Origin of the sequence: Kitasatospora sp. NPDC091276, assembly GCF_040684355.1 — a bacterium.
In the GTDB taxonomy this organism is placed as follows: Bacteria; Actinomycetota; Actinomycetes; order Streptomycetales; family Streptomycetaceae; genus Kitasatospora.
In genome coordinates this window covers 147,014-164,694 of record NZ_JBFBFU010000014.1, presented here as the reverse complement: position 1 = coordinate 164,694, position 17,681 = coordinate 147,014, and the positions used below count along the sequence as shown (strand labels likewise).

Here is a 17,681-nt window from a genome sequence, read left to right as displayed (position 1 = left end):
GCCGAGGAGGTGGACCACGGGAAACGACGACGCCGGGGTGCCTTGTGGCACCCCGGCGGGTGGTCGAGGGCGAGGAAAGCGAACGGGCTATGTCAGGTGGAGTGAGAAGGAAGCCCGTTCATGGCCTCGCCGGGGCCAACGGTAGCAGTCAGGCGGGGATCAGGTCGCGCAGGTTTTCCGGGGTGATGACGACGGAGTCCGGGTGCAGGCCCTCCGGGCGCTCCAGGCCGATGTACGTGACCGGGCCGGCCGGGAGCGCCGCGCCGTCCCACAGCGTGGTGGCGGTGGCGCGCTCGCCCATCAGCCCGGTCAGGTGGCGGACCGTCAGGTGGTCGCGCTCGACGATGCCGCGCAGCAGCGTGGCGACCGACACCCGGTTCCCCTCGACCCGGTTGGAGTTCGGGTTGCCCTTCAGGTACAGGTGCAGCCACTTGGCGTGCCAGCGGCCGTCGTCCCCGCGCAGGAAGGCCAGTGGCAGGGCGACCCGGCCCGGGCCGCGCAGGTCCGACTTCATGCGGACGGTGCGCGGTTCGAAGGGGCGGCCCTGCTGTTCGGCATCGCGCAGCATGAAGCCGAAGAAGGACTCCTCGACCTCCTCGAAGCCCTCGCCGGAGAAGATGTTGACCTGCGGGACGATGGAACTGCCGCGTACGGCGCCCAGGCGCAGGTTGATGAACTCGGAGCCGCCGTCGGTGGCGTCGGTGACGTCGCCCGAGTGCTCGCCCTCGAGCTGGGTGAGCGAGGTGTAGGAGAGCCAGCCGAGCGTCTCGTAGGAGTCGTCGAGCAGCAGGGCGGACAGGTCGAAGTCGGTGCTGTGGCTGGTCTGCTTCCAGTAGACGAAGAAGCGCAGCAGTTCGCCGTCGACCGGGGTGAGGGAGCCGCGGGGCAGCACGCCGAGTCCGGCGGCGGTGGCCCTGCCGCTGAGCGGGAGTGCGACGTCGAGCACGTCGGGGTCGATCAGCAGGTGCCCGGGGTCGGGGAGGCGGCGGCTCGTCTCGGCGTCCAGGGCGGCGAGCAGGCGGTCGCGTTCGGCTGCCGGCAGGGGCGGGCGGGCGTCGCCGGTGACCCAGGCGCGGCCGAGGCGGTTGACGAAGAGGCGGCGCCCGTCCGCTTCCCCGGTGCGGTTGTGGAGGTGTTCGCGGACCGACAGCAGGACCCGACCGGAGACCTGCGGGGCGGCCTGCTCGACGGCGGCCACGACGGTGTCGCGCTCCTCCGGGGTGCGGCCCGCGCGCAGCAGCCGGTCCAGGGACCGGAACAGCATGCCCGGGGCGGCGGCCAGCAGCCGTACCGCGCCGGTGACGTCGTCGGCGCCGAGGAGTTCCTCGACGCGGCTGGTGAGGGAGCGGGCCGCCAACTCGCCGCGGGCGACGGCGAACACCTCGGCGGCGTGCGGCCAGCGCGGGTACTCGTGCGGGTGGAGGCGCTCACCGAGGCGCTTGAACGCCTCGCGGTGCGCGGTGACGTCGGCGAGCTTGGCGGGGCTGGCGGCGACGACCGCGTCGAGGCCGGCCAGCAGGGCGCGGCGGGCCGGCCGTGGCAGCGCCCGGAACCGGGTCGGTTCCGCCAGGGTCACGTCGCCGTCGGACAGCGCGCAGGCCAGCCGGAGCACGTCGGTGACGGTGTCCAGGAGGAGGTCGGCACCGGCCCGGAGGCGGGCGAGGTTGACGACGGCGCGGTTCTCCCGGACCGGGATCGCCTCGGGCTGCGGACCGGCGACGCAGTGCCCGGCGAGCACGCCGAGGTCGCGCAGGCCCTCCTCGCCCAGCGGGGTGGTGCTGCCGGCCAGGGTCAGGTAGAGGGCCGTCACCTCCTCCTCCAGGGCGCCGCCCAGGTGCAGGACCGTGATGCGGTCGCCCGCGGCGGCGATCAGCTCGTCGTGGGCGGCGAGCAGTTCGGCGTAGCTGTGCTGGTAGCTGCCGTAGGCCGGGAGGGTCAGCAGGTCGACCACGCCGGTGCGCAGTTGGGCGAGCGCGCCGTCCCGTGACGCGTCGTCGGCGAGCGCCCCGGCGATGCAGTGCGTCCAGAACTCGAAGGTGTCCGGCACGTTGAGCGGGAAGTCGATGAAGTAGGCGTTGTGCCCGACGTGGTCGCCCACCAGCTCCCGGACGGTGCCCAGGGTGCGGGCGGCGGTGTCGACGACCGTCGCCCCGGGCAGCCCCGACAGGTGCTCCAACAGGCCCGCCGAGAGCTTGAAACCCACGGACATCAGTGCGGCGTCGAACTGCCGCGCCGCGACGGCGCCTTGCCCCGCCGGACCGCCCGGCCAGGAGGAGGCGGGGAGGTGGTGGGTGTGCCGGACGACGATGGGTTCGAGACGGTGGACCATGCGGTCATGCTCGCAGAACGGCGCGGGGCGACGCATGCGGGTTTCCGGGCCCGCCACCGGTAGGTCCCGGGAAGTTGGCTAGACAGGAATTGGCTGAAAACTCATGCGGCGTTCGCTGGAGGACCTCGTACGGCCCGGCTGCGGCACCTATGTTCGAACCTTCTTGGCACCCCCCCTTACCCCGAGAAGGAAGGACACCACGTGGCCTCCATCGACCGGCGCCGATTCCTCCAGCTGAGCGGCGCGTCCGCAGCCGCCGCAGGCCTCGGCGCGTTCCCGCCCGCGGTCAGCAAGGCCCTGGCACTGCCCGCGATCGGCCGGACCCGCTCGATCGAGGACGTCGAACACGTCGTCGTCCTGATGCAGGAGAACCGTTCCTTCGACCACTACTTCGGCACCCTGCGCGGCGTGCGCGGGTTCGACGACCCGCGCCCCACGCTGCTGCCCGACGGCCGGCCGAACTGGCACCAGCCCGCCGCCGCCGTGAAGACCGACCGCTACCACGACCGCGGCCTGCCCGCCTCCGAGCAGGAGGTGCTGCCCTGGTACATCGACCCCCGGAACACCACCGAGTACCAGGCCGGCACCGACCACGGCTGGAGCAGCGGCCACCTCGCCTGGAACGAGGGGCGCCACGACCAGTGGGTGAACCAGAAGCAGGACGTCATGACGATGGGCCACCTCAAGCGCCAGGACCTGGCGTACCACTTCGCCCTGGCCGACGCCTTCACCCTCTGCGACTCGTACTTCTGCTCCGTCCACGCCGACACCGCGCCCAACCGCATCTACCTGTGGACCGGCACCAGCGACCCGCGCAACGTGTACGGCCGCAAGCCCAACGGCCCCGGCCTGGAGGAGCGCAACAACACCAACGGCTACACCTGGACCACCTACCCCGAGCGCCTGGAGAAGGCCGGCGTCAGCTGGAAGCTGTACCAGGGCGGCTCCGGCGAGCCGGGCACCCCCACGGACAACTACACCGACAACTCGCTGATGTTCTTCGAGCGGTACCAGGTCGCCGAGGGCGCGTCGGGCCCCCTGGTCGACAAGGGCGCCACCGACCACACGCTGAAGGAGTTCCGCGCCGACGTCCAGCAGGGCCGGCTGCCGCAGGTCTCCTGGATCGTCCCGCCGTACAAGTACAGCGAGCACCCGTCCGCGACGCCCACCGACGGCGCGTACTACATCAACCTCGTGCTGGACGCGCTCACCTCCAACCCCGAGGTCTGGGGCAGGACGGTCTTCCTCATCAACTACGACGAGAACGACGGCCTGTTCGACCACGTCGTCCCGCCGATGCCGCCGGTCGTCAGCGGCCCGGGCGGCCAGGGCATCGTCTCCGCCGACCTGAGGGCGAGCCTGCGCGACGAACTGCTCGACCTCGGCAAGCACCCGGGCGAGATGAGCCCGCTGGTCCCCGGCGCCGACCCGGGCGGCCTCCAGCCGATCGGCCTCGGCCCGCGCGTGCCGATGCTGGTCATCTCCCCGTGGTCGCGCGGCGGCTGGGTCTGCTCGGAGACCTTCGACCACACCTCCGTCCTGCGGTTCCTGGAGGCCCGGTTCGGCATCGAGGAGCCCAACATCAGCGCCTGGCGCCGGTCGGTCTGCGGCGACCTCACCTCGGCGCTCGACTTCTCCGGCACCGACCCGCGGCCGGTCTCGATCCCGGTGCCCGCGCCGATCGCCTCGCAGGGCAAGCCGTACCAGGTACCGCTGCCCCAGCGGATGCCCACCCAGGAGCCCGGCATCCGGCCGGCCCGCGCCCTCCCGTACGACCTGGTGGTCAACGAGGAGGAGACGGACACCCCCGGGCGGTTCCAGCTGGATCTGGAGAACCGGGGCGAAGCCGGCGCCTGGCTCTACGTCTACGACCGGACCGCGCCGAAGGCCGCCCCCCGCCGCTACACCATCTCGGGCGGCGACACCCTCGGCGACTTCTGGCCGCACTCCGCCTCCGGCGACTACCACCTCGCCGCCCACGGCCCGAACGGGTCGGTGTACGAGTTCGAGGGCAGCGCCCGGACCGAGCTGGTCGCGCTGTTCGACCCGCAGAAGTCCAAGGTGCGCGTCAAGGTCACCAACAACGGGCCGGTCACCCGGACGGTGACCGTCGCCAACGCCTACGCCAAGGGCTCGCAGCAGAGCCGCAGCCTCCGGCGCGGCGCCTCGGCCCAGTTCACCTTCGACATACGCCCCGACAGCCGCTGGTACGACATCACGGTCGCCGCCACCGACGGCCCGACCTTCCGCCGCCGCTGGGCCGGCCACCTGGAGAACGGCCGCCCCGGCACCAGCGACCCCGGCCCCCGCTGACCGACGGCGCGGCCCTGACCGTCGGCACGGTGCCCGACCGGCGGCGCAGCGCCTGAACCGGCCCGCCGCACCGGCGTTTCGTCCTACGCCGGTGCGGCGAGCCCCAGCGCCTGGCGGTACCAGGGGGCGGCGGCGGGCAGCCGGGCCAGCGGGCCGGGGCCGGGCGGGCAGGCGGCGAGGCGCCAGACGTCGTCCCCCCGGTACCAGTGGTCGCGGGCGATCAGGGAGAACTGCCGCTCGGAGACGCGGCCCGGGGTGGCGGCGAGCAGACGCCGGCATTCGTCCCACGAGGCGTCCGGGCCGTCCGGCCCGTCCACGCCGTCCGCGCCGTCCGCGCCGGGCAGGGCGGGCAGCAGGCCGAGGCCGGCCAGGGCGGCGAGCAGGTCGCCGGCCCGGACCGGGTCGGGGTGGCTCGCGTGCTGGACGCCGGGCGGGACGGCGTGGTCGTCCAGGGCGAGCGCGGTGATCAGCCGGGCCAGGTCGGCGCGGTCCACCACGGAGAGCCTGGCGTTCCCGCCCGCCCAGGGCACCGGCACCCGGCGGACCAGTTCGGCCAGCGCGGGCACCACCCAGCGGTCGCCCGTCCCGGTCACCAGGCCGGGCCGCAGCACGACGGCACCGGCCGCCAGCGCGACGCGTTCGCCGAGCAGCCTGGTCCGGCTGGCCTCGGAGACCGGGGCGGCCGGCACCTCGTCGACCCCGATGCCGGAGTGCGGCCCCTCGCCGTACACCGCGGTCGTCGACAGGTGGACGATCCGGCGCACCCCGGCCCCGGTCGCGGCGGCCGTCACCGCCTCGGTGCCGCGCACGTTCACCGCCGCGCACTCCTCGGCGCCGCCGGAGACCCGGGAGGCCAGGTGGAGCAGGACGTCGGCACCCTCGCAGAGCGCGGCCAGCGCCGCCCCGTCGGCGAGGTCTCCCGGCACCCAGGCGGCCGGGCCGCGCCCGGCCGACACTTCGCGGGCCAGCGCGCGCACCCGCGCGCCGCGGGCGGTCAGGGCGGCCAGCACCGCGGAGCCTATGAAGCCGGTCGCCCCGGTCAGCGCGACCGTGGTGCGCTCCGGGTGCCGCCGTCCCGCCGCCATGCCGCACCCCTCGCCGTCCCGCCGTCCCGGCGTGTCCCGTGTCGCCGTCCCGGCGTGTCGCCGTCGACCGGCCGGTCAGTCTATCCAGCCGCCACCCGCCCGGCGGCCACCCGTACGGAGGGGGCGGGGCACGGCCCGAGGTAAGGCCCACCTAGGCTGTAGGCCAAGCAAAACGGGCGAACCGGACCCCCTCCAGGGGCCACGAGGACGGAAAGCAGGGCCCCCCGATGGGCGACGGAATGTCAGGCATGCACCACCACGGCGGGATGACCCAGCTAGGCCCGTTCACCTTGTCCAACGTCTGGACCTGGTCCCCCGACTGGGTGTTCCTGCTGGGAGGCCTGGCCGCCCTGGCGCTGTACGCGGCTGGCGTGGTCCGGCTCCACCGGCGCGGCGACCGCTGGCCGATCGGCCGGATGGTCGGCTGGGCGGCCGGTGTCGGCAGCTTGATCCTGGTCACCTGCACCGGGCTGAACGACTACGGCATGGTGCTGTTCAGCGCGCACATGATCCAGCACATGGTGCTGTCCATGCTGACGCCGATCCTGCTGCTGCTGGGCGCCCCGATCACGCTGGCGCTGCGCGCGCTGCGGCCGGCCGGCAAGGGCCGCCCGCGCGGGCCGCGCGAACTGCTGGTGGCGCTGCTGCACAGCCGGTACGTCCGGGTGATCTCGCACCCGGCCTTCACCATCCCGATGTTCATCGCGAGCCTGTACGGGGTCTACTTCACCCCGTTGTTCGACTTCCTGATGCAGTACCGCGCCGGGCACATCTTCATGATGGTGCACTTCCTCCTCACCGGTCTGGCCTTCTTCTGGCCGATCATGGGCGTGGACCCGGGCCCGCACCGCCCCGGCCATGTGATGCGGATCATCGAGCTGTTCATGGGCATGCCGTTCCACGCCTTCTTCGGCGTGGCCGTGATGATGGCCAGCCACCCGCTGGTCACCACCTTCACCGTGGAGGGCGCGCCACCGGGCACCGACCTCCTGGAGGACCAGAAGCTGGCCGGCGGCATCACCTGGGCGTTCGGCGAGATCCCGACCGCGATCGTGCTGATCGCGCTGGTGTACCAGTGGATGCGCTCCGAACAGCGGCAGGCCCGCCGCTCCGACCGCGCCGAGGAGCGCAGCGGCGACGCCGAGCTGGAGGCGTACAACGCCTATCTGGCCTCACTGCACAAGCGCGGCCCGCGCCCGGCGGCCCCGGCCGCCCCGGCCGCCGCTGTCACCCCCGTCACCCCCGTCACCCCCGTCACCCCGGCGGCCGACGCCGGCTGAGCCCACCGCCGCCTGCACCACGGAACCCCCGTCCCCGGTGGAACGGGGGTTCCGCCGTATACGTTCGGACGGTATGCACGCTCTGCTGATCGTCGCCGTCCTGCTCGGCGGGTACGTCCTGCTCTGGCTGCTCGGCTTCCTCGGCTGCGCGCTGCGGCAGGGGCGCCGCCCCGCCCCCGTCGGGGCGGACTACCTGGTCGTCCTCGGCGCCGCCCTGGACGGCTGCGAGCCCGCCCCGCCGCTGGCGGCCCGGTTGGACGCCGCGCTGGAACGTTTCGCCGCCGAGGAGGCCGCCGGGCACACGCCGCTGCTTCTGGTCACCGGCGGGAAGGGCCCGCACGAGGAGTGCACCGAGGCCGCCGCGATGGCCCGCTACCTGACCGCCCGGGGCGTCCCGGCCGACCGGATCCGGCGCGAGGAACGGGCCGTGAACACCGTCGAGAACCTGCGTTTCAGCGCGGCGCTGATGGCCGCCGAACGGCCCGGCTACCGGTGCACGGTCGTCACCAGCGGCTTCCACACCGCCCGCACCGCGCTCGCCGCCCGCCGGGCCGGCGCCCCCGGCCGGGTGGTCGCCGCGGACGGACTGCTCGCCCACGGCCCGTACGCACTGCTGCGGGAGGCGGTCGGCACGGCGCTCGCCTACCCGCGCGCCAACGCCGCCGCCCTCCTGCTCCTCGCGGGCACCGGGGCCCTCCTCGGCTAGGCGGACCTATGCCCCGGGCCCGGCGGCTGCTACTGGAGCCTCCACTGCTGGTTCCAGCCGCTGTTGCAGGTCCAGACGCCCAGGGCCTTGGCGTCCTCGTCGTAGGTCAGGCAGTCCTGGTCGGTGATCCGGATCTGGTACTGGCCGTCGCCCTGCGCGACGAGCTGCCACTTCTGCTCGTCGGAGCCGGTCCACGGCTTGGCGTCGGCGACGTAGCCCTTGGTGTTCTCGGTCAGCGCGAGGCCGGACACGGCGCTGGTGATCTTGTAGCGGCCGTTGCCCAGTGCGGTGAACTGCCAGCCGGTGTTCTTGGGGCCGCTGGTGCCGGCGAGGATCGAGGGGCCGGAGGCAACCCCGGTGGCCACCGGGCCCCGGCCGGTCTTCACCTGGGGGTACAGCAGCCCGGTCACGGCGTCACCGCCGCCACCGCCGCCACCGCCGCCCTGGTGCGCGGGCACGCCGGGAGTGGCGGTACCGCCGGTGCTGACGCCCGGCACCGTACCGGGCTTGGCCGGGACACCCGGGGTGGCGGTACCACCGGTGCCGACGCCCGGCACCGTACCGGGCTTGGCCGGGACACCCGGGGTGGCGGTACCACCGGTGCCGACGCCCGGCACCGTGCCGGGGATGCCGGGGGTGACGGGGACGCCCGGGGTGCCGGGGGTCCCCGCGATGTCGGCCGGGATCTCGCGGGCCGGGAAGTGGATGATCCGCTTGCTGTCGTAGCACCGGATCAGCACGCAGGACCGGGAGGTGGTCACGGTCCGGTCCGAGTCGCTGCCGACGAAGGCCCAGTTCCCGTAGCCGCCGTCGCCCTTGTTGGTGAAGGTCGACTCGCCCGCGAAGACCCAGATCCGGAAGTCGTCGTAGCCGGTCGGGCCGCCCTCGCTGTCGTGGTGCTCCAGCTTGACGGTCTGGTCGATCAGCACCCCGCGCATGTCCGCCTCGTAGACGTTGCGGAACCAGAGGGTGTCGTACAGGTCGGTGCCGTCGTACTTGAACACCATCACGTTGAACCCCGGTGCGGCGGCGCTCAGTTGGCCGGCCATCCCCTGGGTGAACGCCGCGTTGTCGGCCTGCGCGGTGAGGGCCGCACTGCGGAAGCCCCCGATCATGGCGCCGATGGAACTGATCAGCGCGCTGTAGCAGTTGCCGTTGCCGATGTTGGCGGGCCCGCCGACGCCCGGCTCGATGCCCGGGCAGTCGGTCGCCGCCGAGGCCTGCTGCGGCACGGCCATCAGGCCGGTCGAGGCCAGGGCCGCCAACAGGGTGCCGGCGACGGCCCGTTGGGTGACCCTGGTCGTCCGGCGGGAGGAAGCGCGCATGCTGAAGTGCCCCGATCGTTCGGCGAGGTGGCGTCCGTCTGCGGATCCGCAGCGGAGAGCGGTCCTCCGGATGCTAGGGCCGCTCACCGGCACCACCCGCGATCTTGACGGCACCCTGACGAACCGTTGATGATCTTCCTCCGCGCTGGCCCCGCGGCGGCCGCGGAGGCCGCCCGGAAAGCCCGGAGGCTCCCGGGTCCGGTACCGGACCCGGGAGCCTCCCGGTGCTTCGACTCCCCTGGGATCAGGCGAGGTTGGCGAGCGCCTCGTTGAAGGTCTTGGACGGGCGCATCACCGCCGCGGCCTTGGCCGGGTCCGGCTGGTAGTAGCCGCCGAGGTCGACCGGCGAGCCCTGCACGGCGATCAGCTCGTCGACGATGGTCGTCTCCTGCTCGCCGAGCGCCTTGGCCAGGCCCTCGAACGCCTGGGCCAGCTCGGCGTCGGCGGTCTGCTGGGCCAGCTCCTGGGCCCAGTACAGGGCCAGGTAGAAGTGGCTGCCGCGGTTGTCGATGCCGCCGAGGCGGCGGCTCGGCGACTTGTCCTCGTTGAGGAAGGTGCCGGTGGCGCGGTCCAGGGTGTCGGCCAGCACCTGGGCGCGGGCGTTGCCGGTGCTGGTGGCCAGGTGCTCGAAGCTGGCGGCCAGGGCGAAGAACTCGCCGAGGCTGTCCCAGCGCAGGTAGTTCTCCTTGACCAGCTGCTGGACGTGCTTCGGGGCGGAGCCGCCGGCGCCGGTCTCGAACAGGCCGCCGCCCGCCATCAGCGGGACGACCGACAGCATCTTGGCGCTGGTGCCCAGCTCCAGGATCGGGAACAGGTCGGTCAGGTAGTCGCGCAGCACGTTGCCGGTCACCGAGATGGTGTTCTCGCCGCGGCGGATGCGCTCCAGCGAGAACGTGGTGGCCTCGACCGGGGACTTGATCTCGATCTGCAGGCCGGTGGTGTCGTGCTCCGGCAGGTACTTCTTGACCTTCTCGATCAGGACGGCGTCGTGGGCGCGGTTCTCGTCCAGCCAGAACACCGCCGGGTCGCCGGTGGCGCGGGCGCGGGTGACGGCCAGCTTGACCCAGTCCTGGATCGGCAGGTCCTTGGTCTGGCAGGCGCGGAAGATGTCGCCCGGCTGGACGGCCTGCTCCAGCACCACGTTGCCCTCGGCGTCGACGAGGCGGACGGTGCCGGCCGCGGCGATCTCGAAGGTCTTGTCGTGGCTGCCGTACTCCTCGGCCTTCTGGGCCATCAGACCGACGTTCGGCACGGAGCCGATGGTGGCCGGGTCCAGGGCGCCGTGGGCGCGGCAGTCGTCGATGACGGCCTGGTACACGCCGGAGTAGCTGCTGTCGGGCAGCACGGCGAGGGTGTCGGCCTCCTGGCCGTCCGGGCCCCACATGTGGCCGGAGGTGCGGATCATGGCCGGCATCGAGGCGTCGACGATGACGTCGCTCGGGACGTGCAGGTTGGTGATGCCCTTGTCCGAGTCGACCATCGCCAGGGCCGGGCCCTCGGCGAGCTCGGCCTCGAACGAGGCCTTGATCTCCGCGCCCAGGTGCGGCACGCCGTCCAGGCCGTTGAGGATGCCGCCGAGGCCGTTGTTCGGGTCCAGACCGGCGGCGACCAGCACCTCGCCGTACTTGGCGAAGGTCTTCGGGAAGAAGGCGCGGACCACGTGGCCGAAGATGATCGGGTCGGAGACCTTCATCATGGTGGCCTTGAGGTGGACCGAGAACAGCACGCCCTCGGCCTTGGCGCGCTCGACCTGGGCGGTCAGGAACTCGCGCAGGGCGGCGACGCGCATCACCGAGGCGTCGACGACCTCGCCGGCCAGCACCGGGACGCGCTCGCGCAGCACGGTGGCGCTGCCGTCCTCGGCGACCAGCTCGATCCGCAGCGCGCCGTCGGCGGCGATCACGGCGGACTTCTCGGTGGAGCGGAAGTCGTTCTGGCCCATGGTGGCGACGTTGGTCTCGGAGTCGGCCGACCAGGCGCCCATGCGGTGCGGGTGGGTCTTGGCGTAGTTCTTCACCGAGCCCGGGGCGCGGCGGTCCGAGTTGCCCTCGCGCAGGACGGGGTTGACGGCGCTGCCCTTGACCTTGTCGTAACGGGCGCGGACGTCCTTGTCCTCGTCGGTCTGCGGGTCGTCCGGGTAGTCCGGGAGCGCGTAGCCCTGTGCCTGCAGCTCGGCGACGGCGGCCTTCAGCTGCGGGATGGACGCCGAGATGTTCGGCAGCTTGATGATGTTGGCGCCCGGGGTCTTGGCGAGGTCGCCCAGCTCGGCGAGGGCGTCCTCGATCCGCTGGCCCTCGGCGAGACGCTCCGGGAAGCTCGCGATGATCCGCCCGGCCAGGGAGATATCGCGGGTCTCCACGCGCACACCCGCCGTCGAGGCGTATGCCTGGACAACCGGCAGGAACGAGTAGGTCGCCAGGGCCGGAGCCTCGTCGGTGTGCGTATAGATGATGGTCGAGTCAGTCATCGGTACTCCGCTTCACGTCTCCAACGTCTTGACGTCAAGATATCTCGTCACGACCCCCTAGCTCCACCTCCCCCCGCCCCGGAGCGCGCGCCGGGCGCCCCGGGGGCGCGCCGACGGTCAGCTCCACCGTGGTCCCGGGGCGGGTGCGGGGCAAGCGGAGAACGCTCAGACCTCGGTGAACCGGGCCGCCAGCTCCGTCTCGTCGGCGAGGAACCAGAGCTGCCGGCCGCGGTTGCTCTCCCGGACGAAGTCGCGCAGCGGGTCGCTCGCCGCGACGTGGTCGGCGATGTCGCCGAGGACCACGAGGCCGACGCGGTAGTTGACGAACTTCTGCACGATGCCGCCGGCGACCCGGGTGCGCAACGTGAAGAAGTCCGGGTGCAGCCGGGCGACGGGGACGACCACCCAGGAGGCACCGCGGCCGAACGCGTCGCCGATCACGTCCATGGCGTCCTGCTCCTCGCGGATCGGCGCGCCCTCGGCGGGCAGCCGCAGGACCGTCGTGCCGTACTGCTCGGACATTGCCGTTCTCCCTGGTCGATGTGGATCCGATATGGACCCGATGCGGATCCCGATGCGGATTCGGTGTGACCGACGCCATCCGACGCGGCCGGCGTCAGTGCATGGACGCGGTCATCGTGTGGACGATGCCGAGCAGCGCGGCGGTATCGGCCGGATCGCCGAGGACGACGAGCCGCAGGGTCTCCCGCTCCTCGTCGTGGACGGTCTCGACGTGCAGCGGCCGGCCGCCCTCGCGCGGGCCGGCGATCGCGGCCATAACGGCGGTGGACAGCCGGTCGGCGGCGGCCCGGTCGACGTTCTCGATCCGGACGACGGCGGACACCTCGGCCCGCCGCGCGCCGGCGCCGGGTACGGGCGGGGCGGCCGGGGCACCGGTGAAGGCCTCCAGGTCCGCACGGGCGATCCGGTACTGCTTGCCGATCCTGGCCGCGGCGAGCCGGCCGTCGCGGATGTAACCGCGGACGGTGCGCACGTGCAGGCCGAGAAGTTCGGCCACCTGTTCCACCGAGTAGTACTGCGCCACCTGCGACCATCCTCCCGAACACCCTCATCCGCAGGAAACATACCATCCGATAGGGATGTTTACGTAATGATAGGGAGTGGTTTAGTCCACTCGGGTGAACCGACCGTCAGGGGTGCGTCAACGCACCCACCCATTCGGTCAACGCCGCGTCAGGACCGGCGACGCCCGGCGGAACCCGGCCTAGCGTCGAAGCAGCAGTTCCGGCAGGCACCACCACCCCACCCGGGAGCACTCGCATGGCCCGCGTCGTCTGGCACGTTCCGGTCACCGTCTCCGGTACCGGCACCACCACCGCCCTCCGCCTCTTCCGCCTGCGCGACGGCCGCCGCTGCGCCGTCGGCTTCTCCAGCCCCGAGTCGCTCGCCGCCCTCTTCGGGCCGGACCAGGCCTTCACCGAACTCGGTGAACCCGCCCTGCGCGCGCTCACCGCCCCGCTCGGCATCGACACCCTCGTCCTCGACCCGCGCCTGGTCGCCCCGCCCGTCACCGCACCCGCCGCCCCGCTCGCCCCCGTCCCGACCGCACAGCTCCAGCACCGGTGACCGCCCTCCAGCTGGTCCCCGAGGACCCGGACCCCGAACCGGAACCACCTGAGCCGGCCCGGGCGCTGCACGCGCTCGCCCGGGTCAGCTACGGGCCGGTCCCGCTCGACTTCGACCGGCTGGCCGCCGAGCACCCGGCCGTCCAGGGCGGACTCTCCCTCGCCGGCGACGCCGACCTGGAGCTCCGCCTCGCCTGCACCGGCCCCGAGGAACTGCGGGCGGTCGCCACCGCCCTCCAGCGCGCCGGGGCCGCCAAGGTCAGGATCGACCTGGTGCTGCGCGCCCTCACCCCCAGACCCGTCACCCTCCGCCCGGTCCCCTAGCGGCCTCCTCCTCGCGCCCCGGTCGGACGGCGCCAGGGCCCCGCCCCGGTGCCGTCCGACCGTGATCATTTCCTCGTCCCGCGCCCGCGACGTACCGTCAAGCCCAGAGGCGACGCACCCGGCTTGAGGAGCAGGCACGATGGACCGATTGACGTACGACGAGGTCAAGGCCGCCGGCGAGCGGATCGCCGGGAGGGTGCGGCCGGTCGCGGTCGCCCCCGGGGACGACCGCGGGCGGACCTGGCTGGCGCTGGAGTTCCTCCAGCACACCGGCAGCTTCAAGGCGCGCGGTGCGCAGAACTTCCTGCTCGCGCACGCCGAGGCGGGCACCCTGCCGGAGGCCGGGGTCACCATCGCCTCGGGCGGCAACGCCGGGCTGGCCTGCGCCTGGGCCGCGCGCGAGCTCGGCGTGCGCGCCACGGTGTTCCTGCCCGAGACGGCCTCCCCGGTGAAGCTGGCGCGGCTGCGCTCGTACGGCGCCGACGTGCGGCTGGTCGGCCGGGAGTACGCGGAGGCACTGGCGGCCTGCGAGGAGTTCGCGGCGGGCAGCGGGGCGCTGGCCTCGCACGCCTACGACCACCCGCTGATCGCCGCCGGCGCGGGCACCGTGCTGGAGGAGATCCGCGCCCGGGTCCCCGGGCTGGACACGGTGGTGGTGTCGGTCGGCGGCGGCGGGCTGTTCGCCGGGGTGGCCGTCGCGGCCCGCGAGCACGGCGTCCGGGTGGTCGCGGTGGAGCCGGAGGGCAGCCGGGCCCTGCACGCCGCCCTCGCCGCCGGCCACCCCGTCGACGTCCCGGTGTCCTCCGTGGCCCAGGACGCCCTCGGCGCCCGCCGCGCCACCGCCCTCGCCGTCCACGCCGCCCGCCACGAGGGCGTCCGGTCCGTCCTGGTCGACGACGAGGCCATCGTGCGTGCCCGCCGCCGGCTCTGGGAGGACCGCCGCATCGCCGTCGAGTACGCGGCCTCCACCGCCCTGGCGGCCCTCGACCACGCGGAGGGCGAGCGGGTCGCCGTCCTCCTGTGCGGCGCCAACACCGACCCGTCCGACCTCGCCACCCCCTGACCGACGGCCCCCGGACGGCGGCTTTGGCCGGATCCGTCGTCAAGCACGAAGACCTGCCCGCCGGTTGGGAAACCGGCGGGCAGGTCCCGTTGTCGGCCGGGCGCTACAGGCTCAGCACCGCCCGCAGGGCCCCGGCGACCTCCGCCTCCGGGTCGTCCGCCGCGCCCGTCGAGCGCCAGGCGACGAAGCCGTCCGGCCGGACCAGCACGGCGCCCGCCGGGCCGATCCCGTGCAGCTCCGCGAAGTCCGCGCCCGGCTCCGGCGCCAGGTCGTCCTCGGCGCCGCCGCCGATCCGGTAGGCGTCCAACGGGACGGCCAGCCGGTCGGCCGCCCGCCGCGCCCCGGCCTGCCAGGCCGCGCCCTCGGGGCCGGTGAGCAGCACCATCGCCTGCTCGTACAGGTCCAGCGTGGACAGGCGCACGCCCGCCCGCAGCAGCCACTGGTGCGGGGCCCGGCTGCCCGGCTCCCCGGCCGACTCGAACTTCTCGGGGACGACCGCGCCCGCCGGGTCCGTCCCGATCACCGCGCCCACCGGGTAGCGGTAGCCGAGCGCCACCCCGAGCACCCCGGTCTGCCGCCCGGCACCCGGCACCACCGCGTACCCGGGGTGGCTGTGCTCGGCCGAGCGGGCCGAGGCGCGCTCGCTGGTCACCTGCGCGACCGGGCGGCGCTCCTGCCCGTACGTCTCCAGCAGCTCCGGCCCGGCCCACCCGCAGAGCACCGCGGCGAGCTTCCAGGCCAGGTTGTGCGCGTCCTGGATGCCGGTGTTGGAGCCGAACGCGCCGGTCGGCGACATCTCGTGCGCGGAGTCCCCGGCGAGGAAGACCCGCCCGGCGCCGTACCGCTCGGCCACCCGCTCGGCGGCGTGCCAGGGCGCCCGGCCGGTCACCTCGACGTCGAGCTCCGGCAGGCCGACGGCGGTGCGGATGTGCCGCTCGCAGCGCTCGTCGGTGAACGCCTCCAGCGGCTCACCGTGCTCGGGGTGCCAGGGCGCGTGGAAGACCCACTCCTCCTGGTTGTCCACCGGCAGCAGCGCGCCGTCCGCCTCCGGGTTGGTCAGGTAGCAGGCGATGAAGTGCCGGTCCCCGACCACGTCGGCCAGCCGCTTGGCGCGGAAGGTGATGCTGACGTTGTGGAACAGCTCGCCCTGGCCGCTCTGGCCGATGCCCAGGCGCTCGCGGGCCGGGCTGCGCGGGCCGTCCGCGGCGATCAGGTAGTCCGAGCGCACCCGGCGCTCCTCGCCGGTCTCCCGGCTGCGCAGCACCGAGGTGACGCCCTCGGCGTCCTGCTCGAAGGAGACCAGCTCGGTGTTGAAGCGGACGTCGCCGCCGAGGTCGCGGGTGGCGCGCAGCAGCACCGGCTCCAGGTCGTTCTGGCTGCACAGGCACCACGAGCTGGGGCTGAACCGGGCGAGCCGCCCGCCGGGGTCGATCTCCCGGAACAGCCACTCCTGCTCGGTGCCGGTCAGCGAGGGCGCCTGGAGGATGCCGTGGTTCGGGGCGAGGACCGACGCCGCCTCGCGGATCGCCGGCTCGATCCCGGCCACCCGGTACAGCTCCATCGTGCGGACGTTGTTGCCTCGGCCACGCGGGTGATGCGAGGTGTCGGCGTGCTTCTCGACCAGCAGGTGCCTGACACCCAGTCGGCCGAGGAAGAGCGAGGCCGACAGCCCGACCAGCGACCCTCCCACGATCAGGACCGGCACCCGGTCGTCAACCTTCGGATTCATCAATTGCTCCACCCTGTCAGGGGATTCAGCGGACCGGCGCCTGGGATCGGGGCCGCCGTCGAGGGGGCCGCACGGCCGGGGGCCCCGCTCTTCCATCCCCCGCCCGAGGGTGCTTGTGCCGCCTCTTCCCCCGGATGGCCCGCAAATATCGCGGCACCCCGGTACGCCGCTCACGATCGACTTCAGGCCTGGCGCCGACCGACCGGGCCGATCGCCGTCGCACCGCCCTCCCAAGCCGGGAGCACCCCCCGGACGCGGCCCACCGCGGCCCGCAACGTGCGGCCCAGAGCAGAAAGTGGATCATGACAACTCTGTCCGAACCGCAGCGGAAGCAGCAGGCCGACTCCGACACCCGGCTCCGGGTGGTACTGATGCTGGAGATCCAGGACGGCGCCCAGCAGCGCTTCCTCGACGTCTACGAGCAGCTGCGCCACCAGGTCGCCTCGGTGCCCGGCCATGTCAGCGACCAGCTGTGCCAGTCGATCAACGACCCCCGCCAGTGGCTGATCACCAGCGAGTGGGAGGACCAGGACACCTTCCTGGAGTGGGTGGACAGCCCCGCCCACCGAGAGATGGTCAAGCCGATGCACGGCTGCGTCAGCGACAACTTCCGCTCGCTGCGCTACGGCATCCTGCGCGAGACCTCGGCGGCCGGCTCCACCGGCACCCGGGCCCCCCTGGAGGTGCCGCCCGGCCTGCCGCGCACCGAGCCCGCCGGGCACGTCGGCCCGCCGAAGGCCGAGCCCGGCCCGGACGGCGTGGTCCGGCACGCGCTCACCTTCACGGTCAAGCCCGGCAGCGAGCACGAGGTGGCCCGGATCCTGTCCGGCTACGCCTCGCCCCGCGCCGAGGTGGACGAGCACACCCGGCTGCACCGCACCTCGCTGTTCATGCACGGCAACCGGGTGGTCCGGGCCGTCGAGGTGGTCGGCAACCTCGGCGACGCGCTGCGCCACGTGGCGATGCAGCCGGAGGTGCGGGCCGTCGAGGAGGCGATCAACCCGTACCTGGAGGAGGCCCGCCAGCTGGGTGACCCGCAGGCCGCGCGCGCCTTCTTCGCCCGGGCCGCGCTGCCGGCGAAGCACCAGGCGATCGCCAGCTCCCCGACCTCCGCCCGGCTGCACCGGCACGCCGTGCTGTACCCCGTCCGCCCGGGCGAGGGGCAGGCCGTCGCCGAGCTGCTCGCCGACTACGACAACCTCGCCACCGCCGACCCGACCGGCCCGGTCGCGGCCAGCACCGTGTTCCACCGGGCGGACGTGGTGGTGCGCCTGGTCGACCTGCGGGTGCCGGCCGAGGCCGACCCGGCGGCCGCCCTCGGCGTGGCGGGCGACCAGGAGGCCGCCGCACTCGGCCGACTGCTCGACCTCGGCCCGCAGGGCGACCTGCGCACCTCCACCGGACTCGCCGCCGCCCTCGCGGCCCGCGCCATGAACCCGGTCACCGACCGCAGCTCGCAGGACAACTGAAGAAC

The 17,681-nt window shown here is 73.6% G+C and carries 14 protein-coding genes; 7 read left to right on the top strand and 7 right to left on the bottom strand.

From position 1 onward, the window contains the following. Positions 1-148: 148 nt before the first annotated feature. Entirely contained in the window at positions 149-2,329 is a 2,181-nt protein-coding gene (locus AB0O19_RS19715) for a hypothetical protein (RefSeq protein WP_363621009.1), read from the bottom strand. A gap of 201 nt (positions 2,330-2,530) precedes the next feature. Here AB0O19_RS19715 and AB0O19_RS19710 point away from each other — a divergent pair, with 201 nt between their 5' ends. Then, a complete protein-coding gene (locus AB0O19_RS19710; RefSeq protein WP_363621008.1) occupies positions 2,531-4,642 on the top strand; it encodes a phosphocholine-specific phospholipase C in 2,112 nt (703 codons plus the stop codon). A gap of 83 nt (positions 4,643-4,725) precedes the next feature. On the opposite strand, the gene AB0O19_RS19705 is transcribed toward AB0O19_RS19710, so the two are convergent. After that, positions 4,726-5,727: an NAD-dependent epimerase/dehydratase family protein gene (locus tag AB0O19_RS19705; RefSeq protein WP_363621006.1), complete on the bottom strand. Its 1,002-nt coding sequence runs from the start codon at positions 5,725-5,727 to the stop codon at positions 4,726-4,728. Positions 5,728-5,975: 248 nt separating this feature from the next. Here AB0O19_RS19705 and AB0O19_RS19700 point away from each other — a divergent pair, with 248 nt between their 5' ends. After that, the gene (locus AB0O19_RS19700) at positions 5,976-7,007 is read left to right on the top strand and encodes a cytochrome c oxidase assembly protein (protein ID WP_363621004.1); all 1,032 of its coding nucleotides are present in this window, start codon (positions 5,976-5,978) and stop codon (positions 7,005-7,007) included. Positions 7,008-7,080: 73 nt separating this feature from the next. Continuing rightward, positions 7,081-7,713: a YdcF family protein gene (locus AB0O19_RS19695; RefSeq protein ID WP_363621003.1), complete on the top strand. Its 633-nt coding sequence runs from the start codon at positions 7,081-7,083 to the stop codon at positions 7,711-7,713. 29 nt (positions 7,714-7,742) lie between these two features. Here AB0O19_RS19695 and AB0O19_RS19690 read toward each other — a convergent pair whose 3' ends face one another. The 4 genes from AB0O19_RS19690 to AB0O19_RS19675 form a co-directional block, all read right to left on the bottom strand. Continuing rightward, complete coding sequence (locus tag AB0O19_RS19690; protein WP_363621002.1) at positions 7,743-9,038, bottom strand: RICIN domain-containing protein; 1,296 nt, start codon at positions 9,036-9,038, stop codon at positions 7,743-7,745. Positions 9,039-9,282: 244 nt separating this feature from the next. After that, complete coding sequence (locus AB0O19_RS19685) at positions 9,283-11,505, bottom strand: NADP-dependent isocitrate dehydrogenase (protein WP_363586001.1); 2,223 nt, start codon at positions 11,503-11,505, stop codon at positions 9,283-9,285. A gap of 165 nt (positions 11,506-11,670) precedes the next feature. Beyond that, positions 11,671-12,027, bottom strand: coding sequence for a DUF4180 domain-containing protein (locus AB0O19_RS19680; protein ID WP_363586000.1), 357 nt, complete (start codon positions 12,025-12,027; stop codon positions 11,671-11,673). Positions 12,028-12,121: 94 nt separating this feature from the next. Then, a complete protein-coding gene (locus tag AB0O19_RS19675; protein ID WP_363621001.1) occupies positions 12,122-12,550 on the bottom strand; it encodes a helix-turn-helix domain-containing protein in 429 nt (142 codons plus the stop codon). Positions 12,551-12,786: 236 nt separating this feature from the next. On the opposite strand from AB0O19_RS19675, the gene AB0O19_RS19670 reads away from it, so the two are divergent. The 3 genes from AB0O19_RS19670 (at position 12,787) to AB0O19_RS19660 (ending at position 14,478) form a co-directional block, all read left to right on the top strand. After that, on the top strand, positions 12,787-13,092 hold the full coding sequence (locus tag AB0O19_RS19670) for an SAV_915 family protein (protein WP_363585998.1): 306 nt from the start codon (positions 12,787-12,789) through the stop codon (positions 13,090-13,092). Next, positions 13,089-13,415, top strand: coding sequence for a hypothetical protein (locus tag AB0O19_RS19665; RefSeq protein ID WP_363585997.1), 327 nt, complete (start codon positions 13,089-13,091; stop codon positions 13,413-13,415). The genes AB0O19_RS19670 and AB0O19_RS19665 overlap by 4 nt, the downstream gene beginning before the upstream one ends. A gap of 139 nt (positions 13,416-13,554) precedes the next feature. Continuing rightward, on the top strand, positions 13,555-14,478 hold the full coding sequence (locus AB0O19_RS19660) for a serine/threonine dehydratase (protein WP_363585996.1): 924 nt from the start codon (positions 13,555-13,557) through the stop codon (positions 14,476-14,478). A gap of 103 nt (positions 14,479-14,581) precedes the next feature. Here AB0O19_RS19660 and AB0O19_RS19655 read toward each other — a convergent pair whose 3' ends face one another. After that, entirely contained in the window at positions 14,582-16,207 is a 1,626-nt protein-coding gene (locus AB0O19_RS19655) for an FAD-dependent monooxygenase (RefSeq protein ID WP_363620999.1), read from the bottom strand. A 302-nt stretch (positions 16,208-16,509) separates the two neighbouring features. Here AB0O19_RS19655 and AB0O19_RS19650 point away from each other — a divergent pair, with 302 nt between their 5' ends. Then, positions 16,510-17,676 (top strand): SchA/CurD-like domain-containing protein, encoded by a 1,167-nt coding sequence (locus AB0O19_RS19650; protein WP_363620998.1) that lies wholly within the window; start codon positions 16,510-16,512, stop codon positions 17,674-17,676. Positions 17,677-17,681: the final 5 nt, after the last annotated feature.

Bases quoted from the DNA above. Each gene is read 5' to 3' on its own strand.
- AB0O19_RS19715 (WP_363621009.1), bottom strand. From the start codon at position 2,329: ATGGTCCACCGTCTCGAACCCATCGTCGTCCGGCACACCCACCACCTC.
- AB0O19_RS19705 (WP_363621006.1), bottom strand. From the start codon at position 5,727: ATGGCGGCGGGACGGCGGCACCCGGAGCGCACCACGGTCGCGCTGACC.
- AB0O19_RS19700 (WP_363621004.1), top strand. From the start codon at position 5,976: ATGCACCACCACGGCGGGATGACCCAGCTAGGCCCGTTCACCTTGTCC.
- AB0O19_RS19695 (WP_363621003.1), top strand. From the start codon at position 7,081: ATGCACGCTCTGCTGATCGTCGCCGTCCTGCTCGGCGGGTACGTCCTG.
- AB0O19_RS19690 (WP_363621002.1), bottom strand. From the start codon at position 9,038: ATGCGCGCTTCCTCCCGCCGGACGACCAGGGTCACCCAACGGGCCGTC.
- AB0O19_RS19685 (WP_363586001.1), bottom strand. From the start codon at position 11,505: ATGACTGACTCGACCATCATCTATACGCACACCGACGAGGCTCCGGCC.
- AB0O19_RS19680 (WP_363586000.1), bottom strand. From the start codon at position 12,027: ATGTCCGAGCAGTACGGCACGACGGTCCTGCGGCTGCCCGCCGAGGGC.
- AB0O19_RS19670 (WP_363585998.1), top strand. From the start codon at position 12,787: ATGGCCCGCGTCGTCTGGCACGTTCCGGTCACCGTCTCCGGTACCGGC.
- AB0O19_RS19660 (WP_363585996.1), top strand. From the start codon at position 13,555: ATGGACCGATTGACGTACGACGAGGTCAAGGCCGCCGGCGAGCGGATC.
- AB0O19_RS19655 (WP_363620999.1), bottom strand. From the start codon at position 16,207: ATGAATCCGAAGGTTGACGACCGGGTGCCGGTCCTGATCGTGGGAGGG.
- AB0O19_RS19650 (WP_363620998.1), top strand. From the start codon at position 16,510: ATGACAACTCTGTCCGAACCGCAGCGGAAGCAGCAGGCCGACTCCGAC.